The 17,971-nt window shown below is 69.1% G+C and carries 15 protein-coding genes; 1 reads left to right on the forward strand and 14 read right to left on the reverse strand.

The window, feature by feature from the left end; all coding sequences use genetic code 11:
• Positions 1 to 241: 241 nt before the first annotated feature.
• Genes nuoN through C6376_RS06265 form a run of 14 tightly spaced genes read right to left on the reverse strand, consistent with a single transcriptional unit; the run spans position 242 to position 16,284 of the window.
• Positions 242 to 1,900 (reverse strand): NADH-quinone oxidoreductase subunit NuoN, encoded by a 1,659-nt coding sequence (gene nuoN, locus C6376_RS06200; protein WP_107442493.1) that lies wholly within the window; start codon positions 1,898 to 1,900, stop codon positions 242 to 244.
• Positions 1,897 to 3,468: an NADH-quinone oxidoreductase subunit M gene (locus C6376_RS06205; RefSeq protein ID WP_107442494.1), complete on the reverse strand. Its 1,572-nt coding sequence runs from the start codon at positions 3,466 to 3,468 to the stop codon at positions 1,897 to 1,899. The genes nuoN and C6376_RS06205 overlap by 4 nt, the downstream gene beginning before the upstream one ends.
• A 5-nt stretch (positions 3,469 to 3,473) precedes the next feature.
• Entirely contained in the window at positions 3,474 to 5,387 is a 1,914-nt protein-coding gene (gene nuoL, locus C6376_RS06210; protein ID WP_107442495.1) for an NADH-quinone oxidoreductase subunit L, read from the reverse strand.
• 15 nt (positions 5,388 to 5,402) lie between these two features.
• Positions 5,403 to 5,702, reverse strand: coding sequence for an NADH-quinone oxidoreductase subunit NuoK (gene nuoK, locus C6376_RS06215; protein WP_004927567.1), 300 nt, complete (start codon positions 5,700 to 5,702; stop codon positions 5,403 to 5,405).
• A complete protein-coding gene (locus C6376_RS06220; protein WP_107442496.1) occupies positions 5,699 to 6,553 on the reverse strand; it encodes an NADH-quinone oxidoreductase subunit J in 855 nt (284 codons plus the stop codon). The genes nuoK and C6376_RS06220 overlap by 4 nt, the downstream gene beginning before the upstream one ends.
• Entirely contained in the window at positions 6,550 to 7,191 is a 642-nt protein-coding gene (gene nuoI, locus C6376_RS06225) for an NADH-quinone oxidoreductase subunit NuoI (RefSeq protein ID WP_107442497.1), read from the reverse strand. Before nuoI ends, C6376_RS06220 begins: the two co-directional genes overlap by 4 nt.
• Positions 7,184 to 8,545 carry an NADH-quinone oxidoreductase subunit NuoH gene (gene nuoH, locus C6376_RS06230; RefSeq protein ID WP_107442498.1) on the reverse strand — a complete coding sequence of 454 codons (1,362 nt, stop codon included), beginning with the start codon at positions 8,543 to 8,545 and terminating at the stop codon, positions 7,184 to 7,186. Before nuoH ends, nuoI begins: the two co-directional genes overlap by 8 nt.
• On the reverse strand, positions 8,542 to 11,046 hold the full coding sequence (locus C6376_RS06235) for an NADH-quinone oxidoreductase subunit G (RefSeq protein WP_107442499.1): 2,505 nt from the start codon (positions 11,044 to 11,046) through the stop codon (positions 8,542 to 8,544). The genes nuoH and C6376_RS06235 overlap by 4 nt, the downstream gene beginning before the upstream one ends.
• Positions 11,043 to 12,395, reverse strand: a complete 1,353-nt coding sequence (gene nuoF / locus C6376_RS06240; protein WP_173985590.1) for an NADH-quinone oxidoreductase subunit NuoF — start codon at positions 12,393 to 12,395, stop codon at positions 11,043 to 11,045. The genes C6376_RS06235 and nuoF overlap by 4 nt, the downstream gene beginning before the upstream one ends.
• Positions 12,392 to 13,264, reverse strand: a complete 873-nt coding sequence (nuoE, locus tag C6376_RS06245; RefSeq protein ID WP_107442501.1) for an NADH-quinone oxidoreductase subunit NuoE — start codon at positions 13,262 to 13,264, stop codon at positions 12,392 to 12,394. Before nuoE ends, nuoF begins: the two co-directional genes overlap by 4 nt.
• On the reverse strand, positions 13,261 to 14,598 hold the full coding sequence (locus tag C6376_RS06250; protein ID WP_107442502.1) for an NADH-quinone oxidoreductase subunit D: 1,338 nt from the start codon (positions 14,596 to 14,598) through the stop codon (positions 13,261 to 13,263). Before C6376_RS06250 ends, nuoE begins: the two co-directional genes overlap by 4 nt.
• On the reverse strand, positions 14,595 to 15,359 hold the full coding sequence (locus tag C6376_RS06255) for an NADH-quinone oxidoreductase subunit C (RefSeq protein WP_107442503.1): 765 nt from the start codon (positions 15,357 to 15,359) through the stop codon (positions 14,595 to 14,597). Before C6376_RS06255 ends, C6376_RS06250 begins: the two co-directional genes overlap by 4 nt.
• Positions 15,356 to 15,910: an NADH-quinone oxidoreductase subunit B family protein gene (locus tag C6376_RS06260; RefSeq protein ID WP_057584832.1), complete on the reverse strand. Its 555-nt coding sequence runs from the start codon at positions 15,908 to 15,910 to the stop codon at positions 15,356 to 15,358. The genes C6376_RS06255 and C6376_RS06260 overlap by 4 nt, the downstream gene beginning before the upstream one ends.
• A gap of 14 nt (positions 15,911 to 15,924) precedes the next feature.
• Positions 15,925 to 16,284 (reverse strand): NADH-quinone oxidoreductase subunit A, encoded by a 360-nt coding sequence (locus C6376_RS06265; RefSeq protein ID WP_007383963.1) that lies wholly within the window; start codon positions 16,282 to 16,284, stop codon positions 15,925 to 15,927.
• Positions 16,285 to 17,025: 741 nt separating this feature from the next.
• On the opposite strand from C6376_RS06265, the gene C6376_RS06270 reads away from it, so the two are divergent.
• The gene (locus C6376_RS06270) at positions 17,026 to 17,826 is read left to right on the forward strand and encodes a C40 family peptidase (RefSeq protein ID WP_107442504.1); all 801 of its coding nucleotides are present in this window, start codon (positions 17,026 to 17,028) and stop codon (positions 17,824 to 17,826) included.
• The last annotated feature ends 145 nt before the right edge of the window (positions 17,827 to 17,971 follow it).

Genomic DNA, 17,971 nt, shown 5'->3' on the forward strand with positions numbered 1-17,971 from the left:
CCCGCCCGTCGCGCCCATCGTCCGGTCCCCCGTACGTCGCCCTTCCACCACTGCCTCCACGATAGGGGTCCGCACCGACACCGCCGGAGTTATCCACAGACCCGATCCGGTGACTCTGCGTGATGACCCCGTTGGAGGGCGGCGCCGCTCGCTCCCCGTGCGACGACGACCGGCCCGGCTCCCCTCGGGGAACCGGGCCCACAACGCCGGCGAGCGCCGGCCGACGCGCCTCGTCGCCGGCTCAGCGCACGAACACTCCGGCCTGGTTCGCCAGGTCCAGGAAGTACTGCGGCGCGACGCCGAGCACGAGCGTGACCGCCACGCCCACGGCGATCGCCGTCATCGTCAGCGGTGACGGGACGGCGACGGTCGGGCCCTCGGGCCGCGGCTCGCTGAAGAACATCAGCACGATCACCCGGATGTAGAAGAAGGCGGCGATCGCGGACGAGATCACGCCGACCACGACCAACGGTGCCGCGCCGCCCTCCGCCGCCGCCTTGAACACGGCGAACTTACCGGCGAACCCGGAGGTCAGCGGGATACCGGCGAAGGCCAGCAGGAACACCGCGAACACGGCCGCCACCAGCGGCGACCGCCGGCCGAGCCCCGCCCACTTGGACAGGTGTGTCGCCTCGCCGCCGGCGTCGCGCACGAGGGTGACCACGGCGAACGCGCCGATCGTCACGAACGAGTACGCGGCCAGATAGAACAGGACGGACGAGACGCCGTCCGGGGTGGTCGCGATGACGCCGGCGAGGATGAATCCGGCGTGCGCGATCGACGAGTACGCCAGCAGCCGCTTGATGTCGGTCTGCGTGATCGCGACGATCGCGCCGCCCAGCATGGTGACGATCGCGACGCCCCACATCACCGGCCGCCAGTCCCAGCGCAACCCGGGCAGGACGACGTACAGCAGGCGGAGCAGCGCGCCGAACGCGGCCACCTTGGTCGCCGCGGCCATGAAGCCGGTGACGGGGGTCGGCGCACCCTGGTAGACGTCGGGCGTCCACATGTGGAAGGGCACCGCGCCGACCTTGAACAGCAGGCCCATGACGATCATCGCGGCACCGATGAGCAGCAGCGCGTCGTTGCCCATGGTGTCGGCGAGCGCCGGGTTCACGTTCTGCACCGTTCCGTCGACGACCTGCGCGATCGTCGCGTACGACACCGATCCCGCGTAGCCGTACAGCAGCGCGATGCCGAAGAGGGTGAAGGCGGAGGCGAACGCCCCGAGGAGGAAGTACTTGACCGCGGCCTCCTGCGACATGAGCCGCTTGCGGCGGGCCACCGCGCACAGGAGGTACAGCGGCAGCGAGAAGACTTCCAGGGCGATGAAGAGCGTCAGCAGGTCGTTGGCCGACGGGAAGACCAGCATGCCGGCGACCGCGAACAGCAGCAGCGGGAAGACCTCGGTGGTCGTGAAACCCGCCTTGACGGCGGCCTTCTCGCTGTCGCTTCCGGGGACGGAGGCCGCCTGGGCGGCGAAGGAGTCGACCCGGTTGCCGTGCGCCTCGGGGTCGAGCCGCCGTTCGGCGAAGGTGAACGCGCCGACCAGGGCGGCCAGCAGAATCGTGCCCTGCAGGAAGAGGGCGGGTCCGTCGACCGCGATCGCGCCCATGGCGGCGATGCGCGCCTTCGTGGTGCCGTACCCGTCCTCCGCCAGCCAGATCACCGCGACGAAGGCGGAGACCAGCGCGGCGACGGTCAGGATCAGCTGGGCGTAGTAGCGGTGCTTGCGCGGCACGAACGCCTCGACCAGCACCCCGATGATCGCAGCGCCCACGACGATCAAGGTGGGCGACAGTTGCCCGTACTCGATCTTCGGCGTGTCGATCTTCGAGATCGGTTCGGTCGCGGCTGCCGCCGTTGTCCACAGGCTGTGGACGGCTGATGCGCTCACTTGGCCGCCTCCACCTCGGGCCGGGGGTCCTTCTTGTGTACGTCGGACAAGGTCTGCTTGACCGCCGGGTTCACGATGTCCGTGACGGGCTTGGGGTAGACGCCCAGGAAGATCAGCAGCACGATCAGCGGGGCGACGACGACGAGTTCACGCGCGCGCAGGTCCGGCATCGCGGAGACTTCGGGCTTGACGGGCCCCGTCATCGTCCGCTGGTAGAGGACCAGCGTGTAGAGCGCGGCGAGGACGATGCCGAAGGTGGCGATGATGCCGACGACCGGGTAGCGCGCGAACGTGCCCACCAGCACGAGGAACTCGCTCACGAAGGGCGCGAGCCCCGGCAGCGACAGCGTCGCCAGACCGCCGATCAGGAACGTGCCGGCCAGCACCGGAGCGACCTTCTGCACACCGCCGTAGTCGGCGATGAGCCGTGAACCGCGCCGCGAGATCAGGAATCCGGCGACCAGCAGCAGGGCCGCCGTCGAGATGCCGTGGTTGACCATGTAGAGCGTCGCACCCGACTGGCCCTGGCTGGTCATCGCGAAGATGCCCAGGATGATGAACCCGAAGTGCGAGATCGACGCGTACGCCACCAGCCGCTTGATGTCGCGCTGGCCGACGGCGAGCAGCGCCCCGTAGATGATGCTGATCAGCGCCAGGACCAGGATCACGGGTGTCGCCCACTTGCTGGCCTCCGGGAAGAGCTGGAGGCAGAAGCGGAGCATCGCGAAGGTGCCCACCTTGTCGACCACTGCCGTGATCAGTACCGCGACGGGAGCGGTGGCCTCCCCCATGGCGTTGGGCAGCCAGGTGTGCAGTGGCCACAGCGGGGCCTTCACCGCGAAGGCGAAGAAGAAGCCGAGGAACAGCCAGCGCTCGGTGTTCGTCGCCATGTCGAGCGTGCCGTTGGCACGGGCCTCGGCGATCTCCGTGAGCGAGAAGTTCCCGGCGACCACGTAGAGGCCGATCACCGCGGCCAGCATGATCAGACCGCCGACCAGGTTGTACAGGAGGAACTTGACCGCCGCGTACGACCGCTGGGTGGCCGCCGTCTCCTCGCCGTGCGCGTGGGCACGGTCCCCGAAGCCGCCGATGAGGAAGTACATCGGGATGAGCATGGCTTCGAAGAAGATGTAGAAGAGAAAGACGTCGGTGGCCTCGAAGGAGAGGATCACCATGGCCTCGACGGCCAGGATCAGGGCGAAGAAGCCCTGCGTGGGCCGCCAGCGCTTGCTGCCGGTCTCCAGCGGGTCGGCGTCGTGCCAGCCCGCGAGGATGATGAACGGGATCAGCAGCGCGGTCAGCGCGACGAGCGCGACCCCGATGCCGTCCACGCCGAGTTCGTACCGGACGCCGAAGTCGGCGATCCAGGAGTGGGATTCGGTCAGCTGGTAGCGGGCGCCGCCCGGGTCGAAACGGACCAGGACGACGATCGCCAGGACGAGTGTGGCGACGGAGAACAGCAGCGCCAGCGCTTTGGCGGCGTTGCGCCGGGCGGCCGGCACGGCGGCCGTGGCCACCGCCCCGATCGCCGGAAGCGCCGCCGTCGCTGTCAGCAGAGGAAAGGACATCGGTATCAGACCGCCCTCATCAGCAGGGTCGCGGCGACGAGGACCACCGCACCGCCGAACATCGAGACCGCGTACGACCGCGCGAAGCCGTTCTGCAGTCGGCGCAGTCGCCCGGAGAGGCCGCCGACCGAGGCCGCCGTGCCGTTGACGACTCCGTCGACCAGGGTGTGATCGACGTAGACCAGGGAGCGTGTGAGGTGCTCGCCGCCACGGACCAGCACGACGTGGTTGAAGTCGTCCTGGAACAGGTCCCGTCGGGCTGCCCGGGTGAGCAGGGACCCGCGCGGGGCGACGACCGGGACGGGGCGGCGGCCGTACTGGGCGTAGGCGATCGCCACGCCGATCACCAGCACCACCATCGTGGTGAGGGTGACGGTGAGGGCGCTGACCGGCGAGTCGCCGTGGGAGTGGCCCGTGACGGGCTCCAGCCAGTGCAGGAAGCGGTCGCCGATGCTGAAGAACCCGCCGGCGAACACCGATCCGAACGCCAGCACGATCATGGGGATCGTCATGGACTTCGGGGACTCGTGCGGGTGCGGCTCGTGGCCGTCCGCGTCGGGCTGCCAGCGCTTCTCGCCGAAGAACGTCATCAGCATCACGCGTGTCATGTAGTACGCGGTGATGGCCGCGCCGAGCAGGGCGCATCCGCCGAGGATCCAGCCCTCGGTGCCGCCCTTGGCGAACGCCGCCTCGATGATCTTGTCCTTGGAGAAGAACCCGGACAGCCCGGGGAAACCGATGATCGCGAGGTAACCGAGACCGAAGGTGACGAAGGTGACCGGCATGTACGTGCGCAGGCCGCCGTACTTGCGCATGTCGACCTCGTCGTTCATGCCGTGCATGACCGAGCCTGCCCCGAGGAAGAGCCCGGCCTTGAAGAAGCCGTGCGTCACCAGGTGCATGATCGCGAAGACGTAGCCGATGGGACCGAGGCCCGCGGCCAGCACCATGTAGCCGATCTGCGACATGGTCGAGCCGGCCAGCGCCTTCTTGATGTCGTCCTTCGCGCAACCGACGATCGCACCGAACAGGAGCGTGACGGCGCCGACGACGGTGACGACGAGCTGTGCGTCGGGCGCGCCGTTGAAGACAGCGGCCGATCGGACGATCAGATAGACGCCCGCGGTCACCATGGTCGCCGCGTGGATGAGGGCCGAGACGGGGGTCGGGCCCTCCATCGCGTCCCCGAGCCAGGACTGCAGCGGCACCTGGGCGGACTTGCCGCAGGCGGCGAGCAACAGCATCAGGGCGATGGCGGTGAGCTTGCCCTCCGTCGCGTCCCCGGCGATGCCGGGCTCGCCCTCCGTCCCCAGCAGCGGGCCGAAGGCGAAGGTCCCGAAGGTGGTGAACATCAGCATGATGGCGATGGACAGGCCCATGTCGCCGACCCGGTTGACCAGGAACGCCTTCTTCGCGGCGGTGGCGGCGCTGGGCTTGTGCTGCCAGAAGCCGATGAGCAGGTACGACGCGAGGCCGACGCCTTCCCAGCCGACGTACAGCAGCAGGTAGTTGTCGGCGAGGACGAGCAGCAGCATCGCCGCGAGGAACAGGTTCAGGTAACCGAAGAAGCGGCGCCGCCGCTCGTCGTGCTCCATGTACCCGATCGAGTACAGGTGGATCAGCGAGCCGACGCCCGTGATCAGCAGCACGAACGTCATCGACAGCTGGTCGAGACGGAAGGCCACGTCCGCCTGGAAGCCCTCGACGGGGATCCAGCTGAACAGGTGCTGGGTCAGTGTGCGGTCTTCGGCGCTCCTGCTCAGCAGGTCGCTGAAGAGGACGACGCCGAGCACGAAGGAGACCGCCGCGAGCAGCGTGCCGATCCAGTGGCCGACGGCGTCGAGCCGGCGGCCGCCGACCAGCAGGACGGCCGCTCCGAGCAGGGGCGCCGCGATCAGCAGCGCAATCAGGTTGTCCACGTTTCTTCCGACCCCTTACAGCTTCATCAGGCTGGCGTCGTCGACCGAGGCCGAGTGGCGGGAACGGAACAGCGACACGATGATCGCGAGTCCGACCACGACCTCCGCGGCGGCGACGACCATCGTGAAGAAGGCGATGATCTGGCCGTCGAGATTGCCGTGCATCCGGGAGAAGGCGACGAACGCGAGGTTGCAGGCGTTGAGCATCAGCTCGACGCACATGAAGACGACGATCGCGTTGCGCCTGATCAGCACGCCCGTGGCACCGATCGTGAACAACAGGGCCGCGAGATAGAGGTAGTTGACGGGGTTCACTTCGACGCCTCCTCGGTCCGCCGGGAGTTCGGCCCCAGACGGGGCGGCTCGATCGCGGCCCGCTCCAGGCGCTCCTCGGCGCGCTGTTCGAGGGCCTTGAGGTCGCTCAGCGCCTCGGCGGACACGTCCCTGATCTGACCGCGCTCGCGCAGCGTCCTGCTGACCGTGAGCTCCGACGGGGTGCCGTCGGGCAGCAGGCCCTGGACGTCCACCGCGTTGTGCCGCGCGTACACGCCGGGGGCCGGCAGCGGCGGAACGTGCTTGCCTTCACGGACACGCTGCTCGGCCAGCTCCCGCTGGGTCCTGGGCCGCTCGGTGCGCTCGCGGTGGGTGAGCACCATGGCGCCCACGGCCGCCGTGATGAGCAGGGCGCCGGTGATCTCGAAAGCGAACACGTACTTCGTGAAGATGAGAGCGGCGAGGCCCTCCACGTTGCCGTGCGCGTTCGCCTCGGTGAGGCCGTTGAACTCCGTCAGGGAGGCGTTGCCGATGCCGGCGATCAGCAGGACGCCGAAGCCGAGACCGCACAGCAGCGCCAGCCAGCGCTGCCCCTTGATGGTCTCCTTCAGCGAGTCCGCCGCGGTGACGCCGACGAGCATCACCACGAAGAGGAAGAGCATCATGATCGCGCCGGTGTAGACCACGATCTGCACGATGCCCAGGAAATAGGCGCCGTTGGCGAGGTAGAACACCGCCAGGACGATCATGGTGCCGGCGAGACAGAGCGCACTGTGCACGGCCTTCTTCATGAAGACGGTGGACAGGGCGCCGATCACCGCGACCGTGCCGAGCACCCAGAACTGGAAGGCCTCACCGGTGGAGGTGGCGTAGGCGGCGAGCTGCGCGCTCATCGGCCGACCACCTCCTCCGACGCCGGCTCGTCCGCGCCGGACGTGGCGGCGGCCTCCTGCGGGCCCTCTCCCCTGGAGACGGCCGTCTGGCGTTCCGTGCCGGGAGCGGCCTCCGTGACCAGGCCCCGGTAGTAGTCCTGCTCGTCCGTGCCCGGGTAGATGGCGTGCGGCGAGTCGACCATGCCCTCCTCGAGACCGGCGAGCAGTTGCTCCTTGGTGAAGATCAGGTTGGCGCGGCTGGTGTCGGCCAGCTCGAACTCGTTGGTCATCGTCAACGCGCGCGTGGGACACGCCTCGATGCACAGGCCGCACAGGATGCAGCGGGCGTAGTTGATCTGGTAGACGCGCCCGTACCGCTCGCCCGGGGAGTAGCGCTCCTCGTCGGTGTTGTCCGCGCCCTCCACGTAGATGGCGTCGGCGGGGCAGGCCCAGGCGCACAGCTCACAGCCGACGCACTTCTCCAGGCCGTCCGGATGGCGGTTGAGCTGGTGCCGTCCGTGGAACCGGGGAGCTGTGGTCTTCTCCTGCTCCGGGTACTGCTCGGTCAGCCGCTTCTTGAACATGGCCTTGAAGGTCACGCCGAAGCCGGCCACGGGATTCTGGAAACCGGGCTTGGTCTCCTTGGGCTCCTCAGCCATCGGACGCCTCCTTTCCATCCAGCGATCCGTCACTCACAGTGTCCGCTCCACCACTGACAACGAGCTCCCGCTCCCGGCTCGGGCGACGCCTGGGCACCGGCGGCAGCTCCTGCCCCGGCAGCGGCGGCACGGGGAACCCGCCGGCCATCGGGTCGAATTCGGCCGGCTCGGCAGGGGCCTGCGCCTCCTTCCGCGCGTTGCGGAACATGTCCGCGACGAAGGAGAGCAACAGCAGGACCAGGACGCCGCCGCACACGTAGAGGGCGATGTCGGCGAAGTCGTAGTTCTCGTTGCGCAGGGTCCGTACGGTCGCGACGAGCATCAGCCACGTCACCGATACCGGGATCAGGACCTTCCAGCCGAGCTTCATCAACTGGTCGTAGCGGACGCGGGGGAGCGTGCCGCGCAGCCAGATGAAGAAGAACAGCAGCAGTTGCACCTTGACGACGAACCAGAGCATCGGCCACCAGCCGTGGTTCGCGCCCTCCCAGAAACCGCTGATCGGCCAGGGGGCGCGCCAGCCGCCGAGGAAGAGCGTGGTCGCCACGGCGGAGACCGTCACCATGTTCACGTACTCGGCGAGCATGAACATCGCGAACTTGATCGACGAGTACTCGGTGTTGAAGCCGCCGACCAGGTCGCCCTCGGACTCCGGCATGTCGAAGGGGGCGCGGTTGGTCTCGCCGACCATCGTGATGATGTAGAGGACGAAGGAGACCGGCAGCAGGAGGATGTACCAGCGGTCCTGCTGCTGCTCGACGATCGTCGAGGTCGACATCGACCCCGAGTAGAGGAAGACCGAGGCGAACGCCGCGCCCATGGCGATCTCGTAGGAGATCATCTGCGCGCAGGACCGCAGGCCGCCCAGCAGCGGGTAGGTGGAGCCGGAGCTCCAGCCGGCCAGCACGATGCCGTAGATCCCGACGGATGCGACCGCCAGCACGTAGAGCATCGCGATCGGCAGGTCGGTCAGCTGCATCGTGGTGCGCTGGCCGAAGATCGAGACCTCGTTGTCGGCGGGCCCGAAGGGGATCACCGCGATCGCCATGAAGGCCGGGACGGCCGCGACGATCGGCGCGAGGACGTACACCACCTTGTCCGCGCGTTTGACGACGAGGTCCTCCTTCAGCATCAGCTTGATGCCGTCGGCGAGGGACTGGAGCATGCCCCAGGGACCGTGCCGGTTGGGGCCGATGCGCAACTGCATCCAGGCGACGACCTTGCGCTCCCAGACGATGGAGAACAGCACGGTCACCATCAGGAAGGCGAAGCAGAAGACCGCCTTGACGACGACCAGCCACCAGGGGTCGCGGCCGAACATCGAGAGGTCCTCAGCGGCGAAGTACGGGCTCATGCCTCCACCTCCTGGGGGGCGTCGGCGGTGAGCGTCGCCGGGCCGATGCGTACGAGGGAGCCGGGCGTGGCCCCGGAGTCGGAGGCGACGCCCCGGCCGGTGGAGTTCAGCGGGAGCCAGACCACCCGGTCGGGCATCTCGGTGATCTGCAGCGGCAGTGCGACCGTTCCGGCGGGGCCGGTGACGGCGAGCAGGTCGCCGTCCTTGACGCCCGCCTCGGCGGCCGTGGCGGGGGACACGCGCGCGTGTGCCGCGTGCCGGGTCCCGGCGAGCGCCTCGTCGCCCTGCTGGAGGACACCCTGGTCGAGCAGCAGACGGTGCCCGGCGAGGACGGCCTCCCCGACGGCGGGGCGCGGCAACTGCGCGGCCGGCTCGGCGGGTTCGGAGGCGCCGGAGCCCTCCCAGGCCCCGAGCCGGTCGAGCTCCGCACGGGCGGTGCGCAGATCCGGCAGGCCGAGATGGACGTCCATGGCGTCGGCGAGCATCTGCAGCACGCGCGCGTCGGCGGGCGCCACACGGCGGGTCATCTGGTCGGGCTTCAGTGCCGCCTCGAAGAAGCGGACCCGCCCCTCCCAGTTGAGGAAGGCGCCCGGCTTCTCGGCGACCGCGGCCACCGGGAGGACGACGTCCGCGTGCTCGGTGACCTCACCGGGCCGCAGCTCCAGCGACACCACGAAGCCGGCCTCGGCCAGCGCCTCACGCGCGCGTTCCGGGTCGGGCAGGTCCGCGACCTCGACACCGGCGACGAGCAGCGCCTGCAGTTCGCCGGAGGCGGCGGCCTCGACGATCTGCCCGGTGTCCCGGCCGTAGCGGTGCGGGAGTTCGGCCAGGCCCCAGGCCGCGGCGACCTCCTCACGCGCGCGGGGGTCGGTGGCCGGGCGGCCGCCCGGCAGCAGCGACGGCAGGGCGCCCGCCTCGATCGCGCCCCGCTCCCCCGCCCGGCGCGGAATCCACACCAGCCGGGCGCCGGTCGCCGAGGCGGCCCGCGCCGCGGCGGTCAGCCCGCCCGCCACCGCCGCCAGCCGTTCGCCGACGACGATCACCGCACCCTCGGTCCGCAGCGCCTGTGCGGCCGCGGCGCCCGCGTCCGCAAGGCCGTCGCCGCTCGCCAGCGCGTCCAGCCACTCGGTCTCCGTGCCCGGAGCGGCCGGCAACAGCGTGCCGCCCGCCTTCTGCAGACCTCGTGTGGCGTGCGTGGCCAGTGAGAACACCCGCTGGCCGTGCCCCCGCCAGGCCTTGCGCAGCCGCAGGAAGACGCCGGGCGCCTCCTCCTCCGACTCGAACCCGACCAGCAGGACGGCGGGCGCCTTCTCCAGGGAGGAGTACGTGACGCCCGTACCGTCGAGATCGCGGCCGCGGCCGGCCACGCGGGCGGCCAGGAAGTCGGCCTCCTCGCTGCTGTGCACCCGTGCGCGGAAGTCGATGTCGTTGGTGTCGAGCGCCACGCGCGCGAACTTGCTGTAGGCGTAGGCGTCCTCGACGGTGAGACGGCCGCCGGTCAGTACGCCGGTCCTGCCGCGGGAGGCCAAGAGGCCCTGAGCCGCGATCTGCAGGGCCTCCGGCCAGGAAGCCGGTACGAGGTCACCCTCGGCGTTGCGCACCAGTGGCGTGTCGAGCCGGTCCCGCTGCTGCGCGTACCGGAACGCGAAGCGCCCCTTGTCGCAGATCCACTCCTCGTTGACCTCGGGGTCGTCGGCGGCCAGCCGCCGCATGACCTTGCCGCGCCGGTGGTCGGTGCGGGTGGCGCAGCCTCCGGCGCAGTGCTCGCAGACCGACGGGGAGGAGACCAGGTCGAACGGCCGGGAGCGGAATCGGTAGGCCGCCGAGGTCAGCGCGCCGACCGGGCAGATCTGGATGGTGTTGCCGGAGAAGTACGACTCGAAGGGGTCGCCCTCGCCGGTGCCCACCTGCTGCAACGCCCCGCGCTCGATCAGCTCGATCATCGGGTCGCCCGCCACCTGGTTCGAGAACCGGGTGCAGCGGGCGCACAGCACACACCGCTCCCGGTCGAGGAGCACCTGGGTGGAGATCGGCACGGGCTTCTCGTAGGTGCGTTTCCTGCCCTCGAAGCGGGATTCGGCCTGGCCGTGGGACATGGCCTGGTTCTGCAGGGGGCACTCGCCGCCCTTGTCGCAGACCGGGCAGTCCAGCGGGTGGTTGATGAGGAGCAGCTCCATCACGCCGTGCTGCGCCTTCTCGGCGACCGGCGAGGTGAGGTGGGTCTTCACCACCATGCCGTCCGTGCACGTGATCGTGCAGGACGCCATCGGCTTGCGCTGGCCCTCGACGTCGACGATGCACTGGCGGCAGGCGCCTGCGGGGTCGAGGAGGGGATGGTCGCAGAAGCGGGGGATCTCGATGCCGAGCTGCTCGGCGGCCCGGATGACCAGGGTGCCCTTGGGCACGCTGATCTCGGCGCCGTCGATCGTCAACGTCACGAGATCTTCCGGCGGGACCGCCGCCTCGCCGCCTCCGGAGGGAGCGCTGGTGGTCACCGTCATGCGTTCACCTCCGTGTGCTTGTCCGCCCACGCCGTCGACTTGGCCGGGTCGAAGGGGCAGCCGCGGCCCGTGATGTGCTGCTCGTACTCCTCGCGGAAGTACTTGAGCGAGGAGAAGATCGGCGATGCGGCGCCGTCGCCGAGAGCGCAGAAGGACTTGCCGTTGATGTTGTCGGCGATGTCGTTCAGCTTGTCGAGGTCGGACAGGGAGCCCTTGCCGGCCTCGATGTCGCGCAGCAACTGCACGAGCCAGTACGTGCCTTCGCGGCACGGCGTGCACTTGCCGCAGGACTCGTGCGCGTAGAACTCGGTCCACCGGGTCACGGCGCGCACCACGCAGGTCGTCTCGTCGAAGCACTGCAGCGCTTTCGTGCCGAGCATGGAACCCGCGGCGCCCACTCCTTCGTAGTCGAGAGGGACGTCGAGGTGTTCGTCGGTGAACATCGGTGTCGAGGAGCCGCCCGGCGTCCAGAACTTGAGCCGGTGCCCGGGTCGCATGCCGCCGCTCATCTCGAGGAGCTGGCGGAGGGTGATGCCGAGCGGTGCCTCGTACTGGCCGGGGCTGGAGACGTGGCCGCTGAGGGAGTAGAGCGTGAAGCCCGGGGACTTCTCGCTTCCCATCGACCTGAACCATTCCTTGCCCTTTTGCAGGATGGCGGGAACCGACGCGATCGACTCGACGTTATTCACCACAGTCGGGCACGCATAGAGGCCCGCGACCGCAGGGAAGGGGGGGCGAAGCCGCGGTTGACCACGGCGGCCTTCGAGCGAGTCGAGCAGCGCGGTCTCCTCACCGCAGATGTACGCGCCGGCGCCGGCGTGCACGGTGAGCTGGAGGTCGAGTCCGCTGCCCAGGATGTTCTCGCCGAGGTATCCCGCCGCGTAGGCCTCGCGCACGGCCTCGTGCAACCGCCGCAGAACAGGGACGACTTCACCACGCAGATAGATGAAGGCATGAGACGACCTGATGGCGTAGCACGCGATCACAATGCCCTCGATGAGGCTGTGCGGGTTCGCGAAGAGGAGCGGGATGTCCTTGCAGGTCCCGGGCTCCGATTCGTCGGCGTTGACAACTAGATAGTGCGGCTTTCCATCCCCCTGGGGAATGAACTGCCATTTCATTCCCGTCGGGAATCCCGCGCCGCCTCGCCCGCGCAGACCGGAGTCCTTGACGAACGCGATCAGTTCGTCCGGCGACATGGCGAGCGCCTTGCGCAGGCCCTCGTATCCCTCGTGCCTTCGGTAGACGTCCAGGCTCCAGGCCCTGTCCTCGTCCCAGAAGGCCGACAGCACGGGTGCGAGCAGCTTCTCGGGGCTGCTGCCTTTCAGTTCGGGTGCCAAGGTCATCACTCCCCCTCCTCGGCGGTAGGCCCTGCCGGGTGAGCGGGGTCGGAGGCCGACGTGTCCTGTGGCGCGTCGTGCGAACTCAGGTGCTCGGTGGGCGACGGCTCGTGGACGGCCCGGTCCCGCGGCTCGTCGTGCGGCCCGCCGTCGCGCGGGTGGACCACGCGCGCGGGTGCGGTCTCTCCCTTTGCCAGGCGAAGACCCACCAGTGACGCCGGCCCCGCACTGCCGCTCGCCTCGACGGCCCCGTCCCGCTCGTCGGGGAAGCCCGCCAGGATGCGGGCGGTCTCCTTGAATGAGCAGAGCGGCGCCCCGCGCGTCGGGGACACCGTGGCACCGCTCCGCAGCTCGTCCACCAGGCGCTTCGCGCTCTGCACGGTCTGGTTGTCGAAGAACTCCCAGTTGACCATGACGACCGGCGCGAAGTCGCAGGCCGCGTTGCACTCGATGTGCTCCAGGGTGATCTTTCCGTCGTCGGTGGTCCCACCGTTGCCGACGCCCAGGTGCTCCTGGAGCTCCTCGAAGATCGCGTCGCCGCCCATCACCGCGCACAGCGTGTTGGTGCAGACGCCGACCTGGTAGTCGCCGCCGGGTCGACGCCGGTACATGGTGTAGAAGGTGGCGACCGCGGTGACCTCGGCGGTGGTGAGGTCCAGCACGTCGGCGCAGAAGCGCATCCCGGTGCGCGTGACGTGCCCCTCCTCCGACTGCACGAGGTGCAGCAACGGCAGGAGCGCGGACCGGGAGTCGGGGTAGCGGGCGATGATCTCGCGCGCGTCCGCCTCCAGCCTGGCTCGGACGTCGTCCGGGTAGGCGGGCGCGGGCAGTTCGGGCATGCCCAGGCTGACGCCCCGCTCGGAAGAAGAGGTGGTCACCGGTCGACGCCTCCCATCACGGGGTCGATGGACGCGACGGCGACGATCACGTCGGCGACCTGGCCGCCCTCGCACATCGCCGCCATGGCTTGCAGGTTGGTGAAGGACGGGTCCCGGAAGTGGACCCGGTAGGGGCGGGTGCCTCCGTCGGAGACGGCGTGCACCCCGAGCTCGCCCTTGGGCGACTCGACCGCCGCGTACGCCTGCCCCGGCGGCACCCGGAAGCCCTCGGTGACCAGCTTGAAGTGGTGGATCAGGGCCTCCATGGAGGTGCCCATGATCTTCTTGATGTGGTCGAGGGAGTTGCCGAGACCGTCGGGGCCCAGAGCCAGCTGGGCCGGCCAGGCGATCTTCCGGTCGGCGACCATGACCGGGCCGGGCTGCAGCCGGTCCAGGCACTGCTCGACGATCCTGAGCGACTGGCGCATCTCTTCCAGACGGATCAGGAAGCGGCCGTAGGAGTCGCAGGAGTCCGCGGTCGGGACGTCGAAGTCGTACGTCTCGTAGTCGCAGTAGGGCTGGGTCTTGCGCAGGTCGTGCGGCAGGCCGGTGGAGCGCAGGATCGGGCCGGTGGCGCCGAGGGCCATGCAGCCGGCCAGGTCGAGGTAGCCGACGTCCTGCATGCGGGCCTTGAAGATGGGGTTCCCGGTGGCGAGCTTGTCGTACTCGGGGAGGTTCTTCTTCATCTTCTTCACGAACTCGCGGATCTGGTCCACCGCGCCGGGCGGCAGGTCCTGGGCGAGTCCGCCGGGGCGGATGTACGCGTGGTTCATCCGCAGGCCCGTGATGAGCTCGTAGATGTCGAGAATCATTTCACGATCACGGAATCCGTAGATCATGATGGTGGTGGCGCCGAGCTCCATGCCGCCCGTGGCGATGCACACCAGGTGCGACGACATCCGGTTCAGCTCCATCAGGAGCACCCGGATGATCTTGGCCCGCTCGGTGATCTGGTCCTCGATGCCGAGGAGCTTCTCGACGGCGAGACAGTAGGCGGTCTCGTTGAAGAAGGACGTCAGGTAGTCCATGCGCGTCACGAACGTGGTGCCCTGCGTCCACGTGCGGTACTCGAGGTTCTTCTCGATGCCGGTGTGGAGGTAGCCGATGCCGCAGCGGGCCTCGGTGACGGTCTCGCCCTCGATCTCCAGGATGAGGCGGAGCACCCCGTGGGTGGAGGGGTGCTGGGGGCCCATGTTGACGACGATGCGCTCGTCGTCGGCGCGGGCCGCGGACTGGACGACCTCGTCCCAGTCGCCACCGGTGACCGTGTAAACGGTGCCCTCTGTGGTCTCGCGCGCCGAGGCGGACGCGGCTGATGACTGCGTGCTGCTCACGAGTACGACCTCCGCTGGTCCGGAGCCGGGATCTGGGCGCCCTTGTACTCGACGGGGATGCCGCCGAGGGGATAGTCCTTGCGCTGCGGATGGCCCGGCCAGTCGTCCGGCATCATGATCCGCGTGAGGGCCGGGTGGCCGTCGAAGACGATCCCGAAGAAGTCGTAGGTCTCGCGCTCGTGCCAGTCGTTGGTGGGATACACGGCGACCAGGGACGGGATGCGCGGATCGGCGTCCGGGGCGCTGACCTCCAGGCGGATCAGCCGGTTGTGGGTGATCGAGCGCAGGTGGTAGACGGCGTGCAGTTCGCGCCCCTTGTCGTGCGGGTAGTGCACGCCGCTGACGCCGGTGCAGAGTTCGAAGCGCAGGGCGGGGTCGTCGCGCAGGGTGCGGGCGACGCGGAGCAGGTGCTCGCGCTCGATGTGGAAGGTGAGCTCGTCGCGGTCGACGACCGTCTTCTCGATCGCGTTGCCAGGAAGGAGACCCTGCTCCTCCAGTGCGCCCTCCAGCTCGTCGGCGACCTCGTCGAACCAGCCGCCGTACGGCCGGCTCGCCGCCCCCGGGAGCCGGATCGAGCGGACCAGGCCGCCGTAGCCGGAGGTGTCGCCGCCGTTGTCGGCGCCGAACATGCCGCGCTGGACGCGGACCTCCTCCCCGCCCTGGCCGCGCTGGCCGGGGAGGTTGGAGGCGGAGAGGTCCTTCTCGGGGTTCACCCCGTTCGAGGAGCCGTTCGCGCCGTGGGTGCCGTTCGCGTCGCTCACCGCAGCAGCCCCTTCATCTCGATCATGGGCAGGGCCTTCAGCGCCGCCTCCTCCGCCTCGCGGGCCGCCTCCTCGGCGTTCACGCCCAGCTTGGAGTTCTGGATCTTGTGGTGGAGCTTGAGGATCGCGTCCATCAGCATCTCGGGCCGCGGCGGGCAGCCCGGAAGGTAGATGTCGACGGGCACGATGTGATCGACGCCCTGGACGATCGCGTAGTTGTTGAACATGCCGCCTGAGGACGCGCAGACGCCCATGGAGATGACCCACTTGGGGGCGGGCATCTGGTCGTAGACCTGGCGGAGCACCGGCGCCATCTTCTGGCTCACCCGGCCGGCGACGATCATCAGGTCCGCCTGTCGGGGCGAACCGCGGAAGACCTCCATGCCGAAGCGCGCCAGGTCGTAGCGGCCGGCGCCGGTCGTCATCATCTCGATGGCGCAGCAGGCCAGACCGAACGTGGCGGGGAAGACGGACGCCTTGCGCACCCAGCCCGCGGCCTGCTCGACCGTGGTCAGCAGGAATCCGCTCGGCAGCTTTTCTTCGAGTCCCATGACTTAAAGGCCCCTCAGTCCCATTCCAGGCCGCCGCGCCGCCACACGTACGCGTACGCCACGAAGACGGTGAGCACGAAGAGCAGCATCTCCACGAGCCCGAAGACACCCAGGGCGTCGAAGGTGACGGCCCAGGGGTAGAGGAAGACGATCTCGATGTCGAAGACGATGAAGAGCATCGCCGTCAGGTAGTACTTGATGGGGAAGCGCCCGCCGCCGGCCGGCGTGGGGGTCGGCTCGATACCGCACTCATAGGCCTCGAGCTTGGCGCGGTTGTACCGCTTCGGCCCGATCAGCGTGGCCATGACCACGGAGAAGATCGCAAAGCCTGCCCCGAGGGCTCCCAGTACGAGGATGGGCGCATACGCGTTCACCGCTCCTCGCTCCTCTCAGTCGGCACTGACTGCTGGCGATGACATCGGACCGGCGCCGCCCCCGCAGGCCCGCGAACACCGCCCGTCCAGACGAAGATCGCGAACATGTGAAGCAGGTCACAAGCCCAACTGCCTCGCATCCTATGCCCGCCGCTCTGTGATCTGCGACACGGGGTATTACACAAGCTTTGTGATCTCCACCACCTGACGAACGATCATGAAGTCATATCAGCGGTGATCTTCGCACGCGAAGCGCCAGAGTGATCACAAGAAGTGACATTTGCGCTCGTCACCGCAGGCCGGAGAGGCATCTCAATATCAAGAGGCTTCCCTTGCATGCAAATTGGAGATGGACGCGGGGCACTGGTAGAGGACCCCGTTCACACATGAGGGGGAGGGGCGGAGCCGGATGTGGACGCGTGCACACGTTCACGAGCGGAAGCGGTCGTGCCGCGGGCGCGAGACGCGGGCGCTCCGGTAACCGTTCCGTGACCTCCGCCACACCCGTGAGGGCCCCCAAGAGCGGGGCTTGGCCAACTGTCTCGACCGGTGGTAGGCGCAGGGCAATTCGGGCGTAACCGCGAAACATCATGATCACAGGCTTGATCACGTGCGTCCGCAATGTCCGTTACGGCGTCAATAAAGAACCCGAGGCGCGGAATTTGGGGCATCCGTTGAACAACTGTGGCGCACCACACGTTTCTTGAAGGTATGGAGGAGCCCCTGATACCGCTTGTACCCATGTCCCTCACCGCTCACATACGCAGCCACCGGAAACCCCGCCGCAGCGCGTCGACGATCGCGATGCGGGCCGGAGTCGCCAGTGGTGTTCTCGGCACGCTGGCCGTCGCCACAGCAGCCGGCTCGGCCAACGCCGCCGAACCGGTGACGCAGACGCTCGAACTGCCCGTGCTCACCGGCGACCTGGCCGCCCAGGTCGCGCAGTCCGCCCAGGCCACACAGCAGGCCGCGGCGAACTACCAGCTCCACGCCGAGCGCGACGCGGCCGCCGCGTCCGCCGCCAAGGAAGCCAAGAAGGACCTCGCCGAGGCCAAGGCCGAGGCGAAGAAGAAGGCCGAGGCCGCCCGTAAGGCCGCCGCCGAGCGGGCCACGCGCGCCGCCGAGCGGACCACGCTGACCTCGACGTCGGGCAGCACCTTCAGCAGCACGAGCTCCTCCACGGCGACGGGTTCGGCCGCGGCCGTCATCGCCTTCGTGAAGGCGCAGATCGGTGACGCCTACGTCTCCGGCGGCACCGGCCCCAACTCCTGGGACTGCTCGGGCCTGATGCAGACCGCCTTCAAGCAGGTCGGCATCGACCTGCCGCGCGTCTCGCAGGACCAGTCGACGGCCGGCACGCAGGTGTCGCTGGACAACCTGCAGCCCGGCGACATCCTCTACTGGGGCAGCGCGGGCAACGCGTACCACGTGGCGGTCTACGTCGGCGACGGCATGTTCGTCGGCGCGCAGAACCCCTCCACCGGTGTGGCCGAGAAGCCGCTGTCGTACGACCCGCCGAGCGGCGCGGTGAGGGTGCTCTGACCGCTCCCAGGCGCCTTTGAGGGCGCCGCACGCACGCAAGGGCCGCAGCCGCTCGGGGGCAGCGGCCCTTCGGGCTGTCCGGGCGCGCCCGGCGGGACGGGCGGCGGCTCGTCGTCTCGTGCGCCGCCGCCGGGGAGGGTGTCGC

The sequence above is a fragment of the Streptomyces sp. P3 genome (genome assembly GCF_003032475.1).
In the GTDB taxonomy this organism is placed as follows: Bacteria; Actinomycetota; Actinomycetes; order Streptomycetales; family Streptomycetaceae; genus Streptomyces.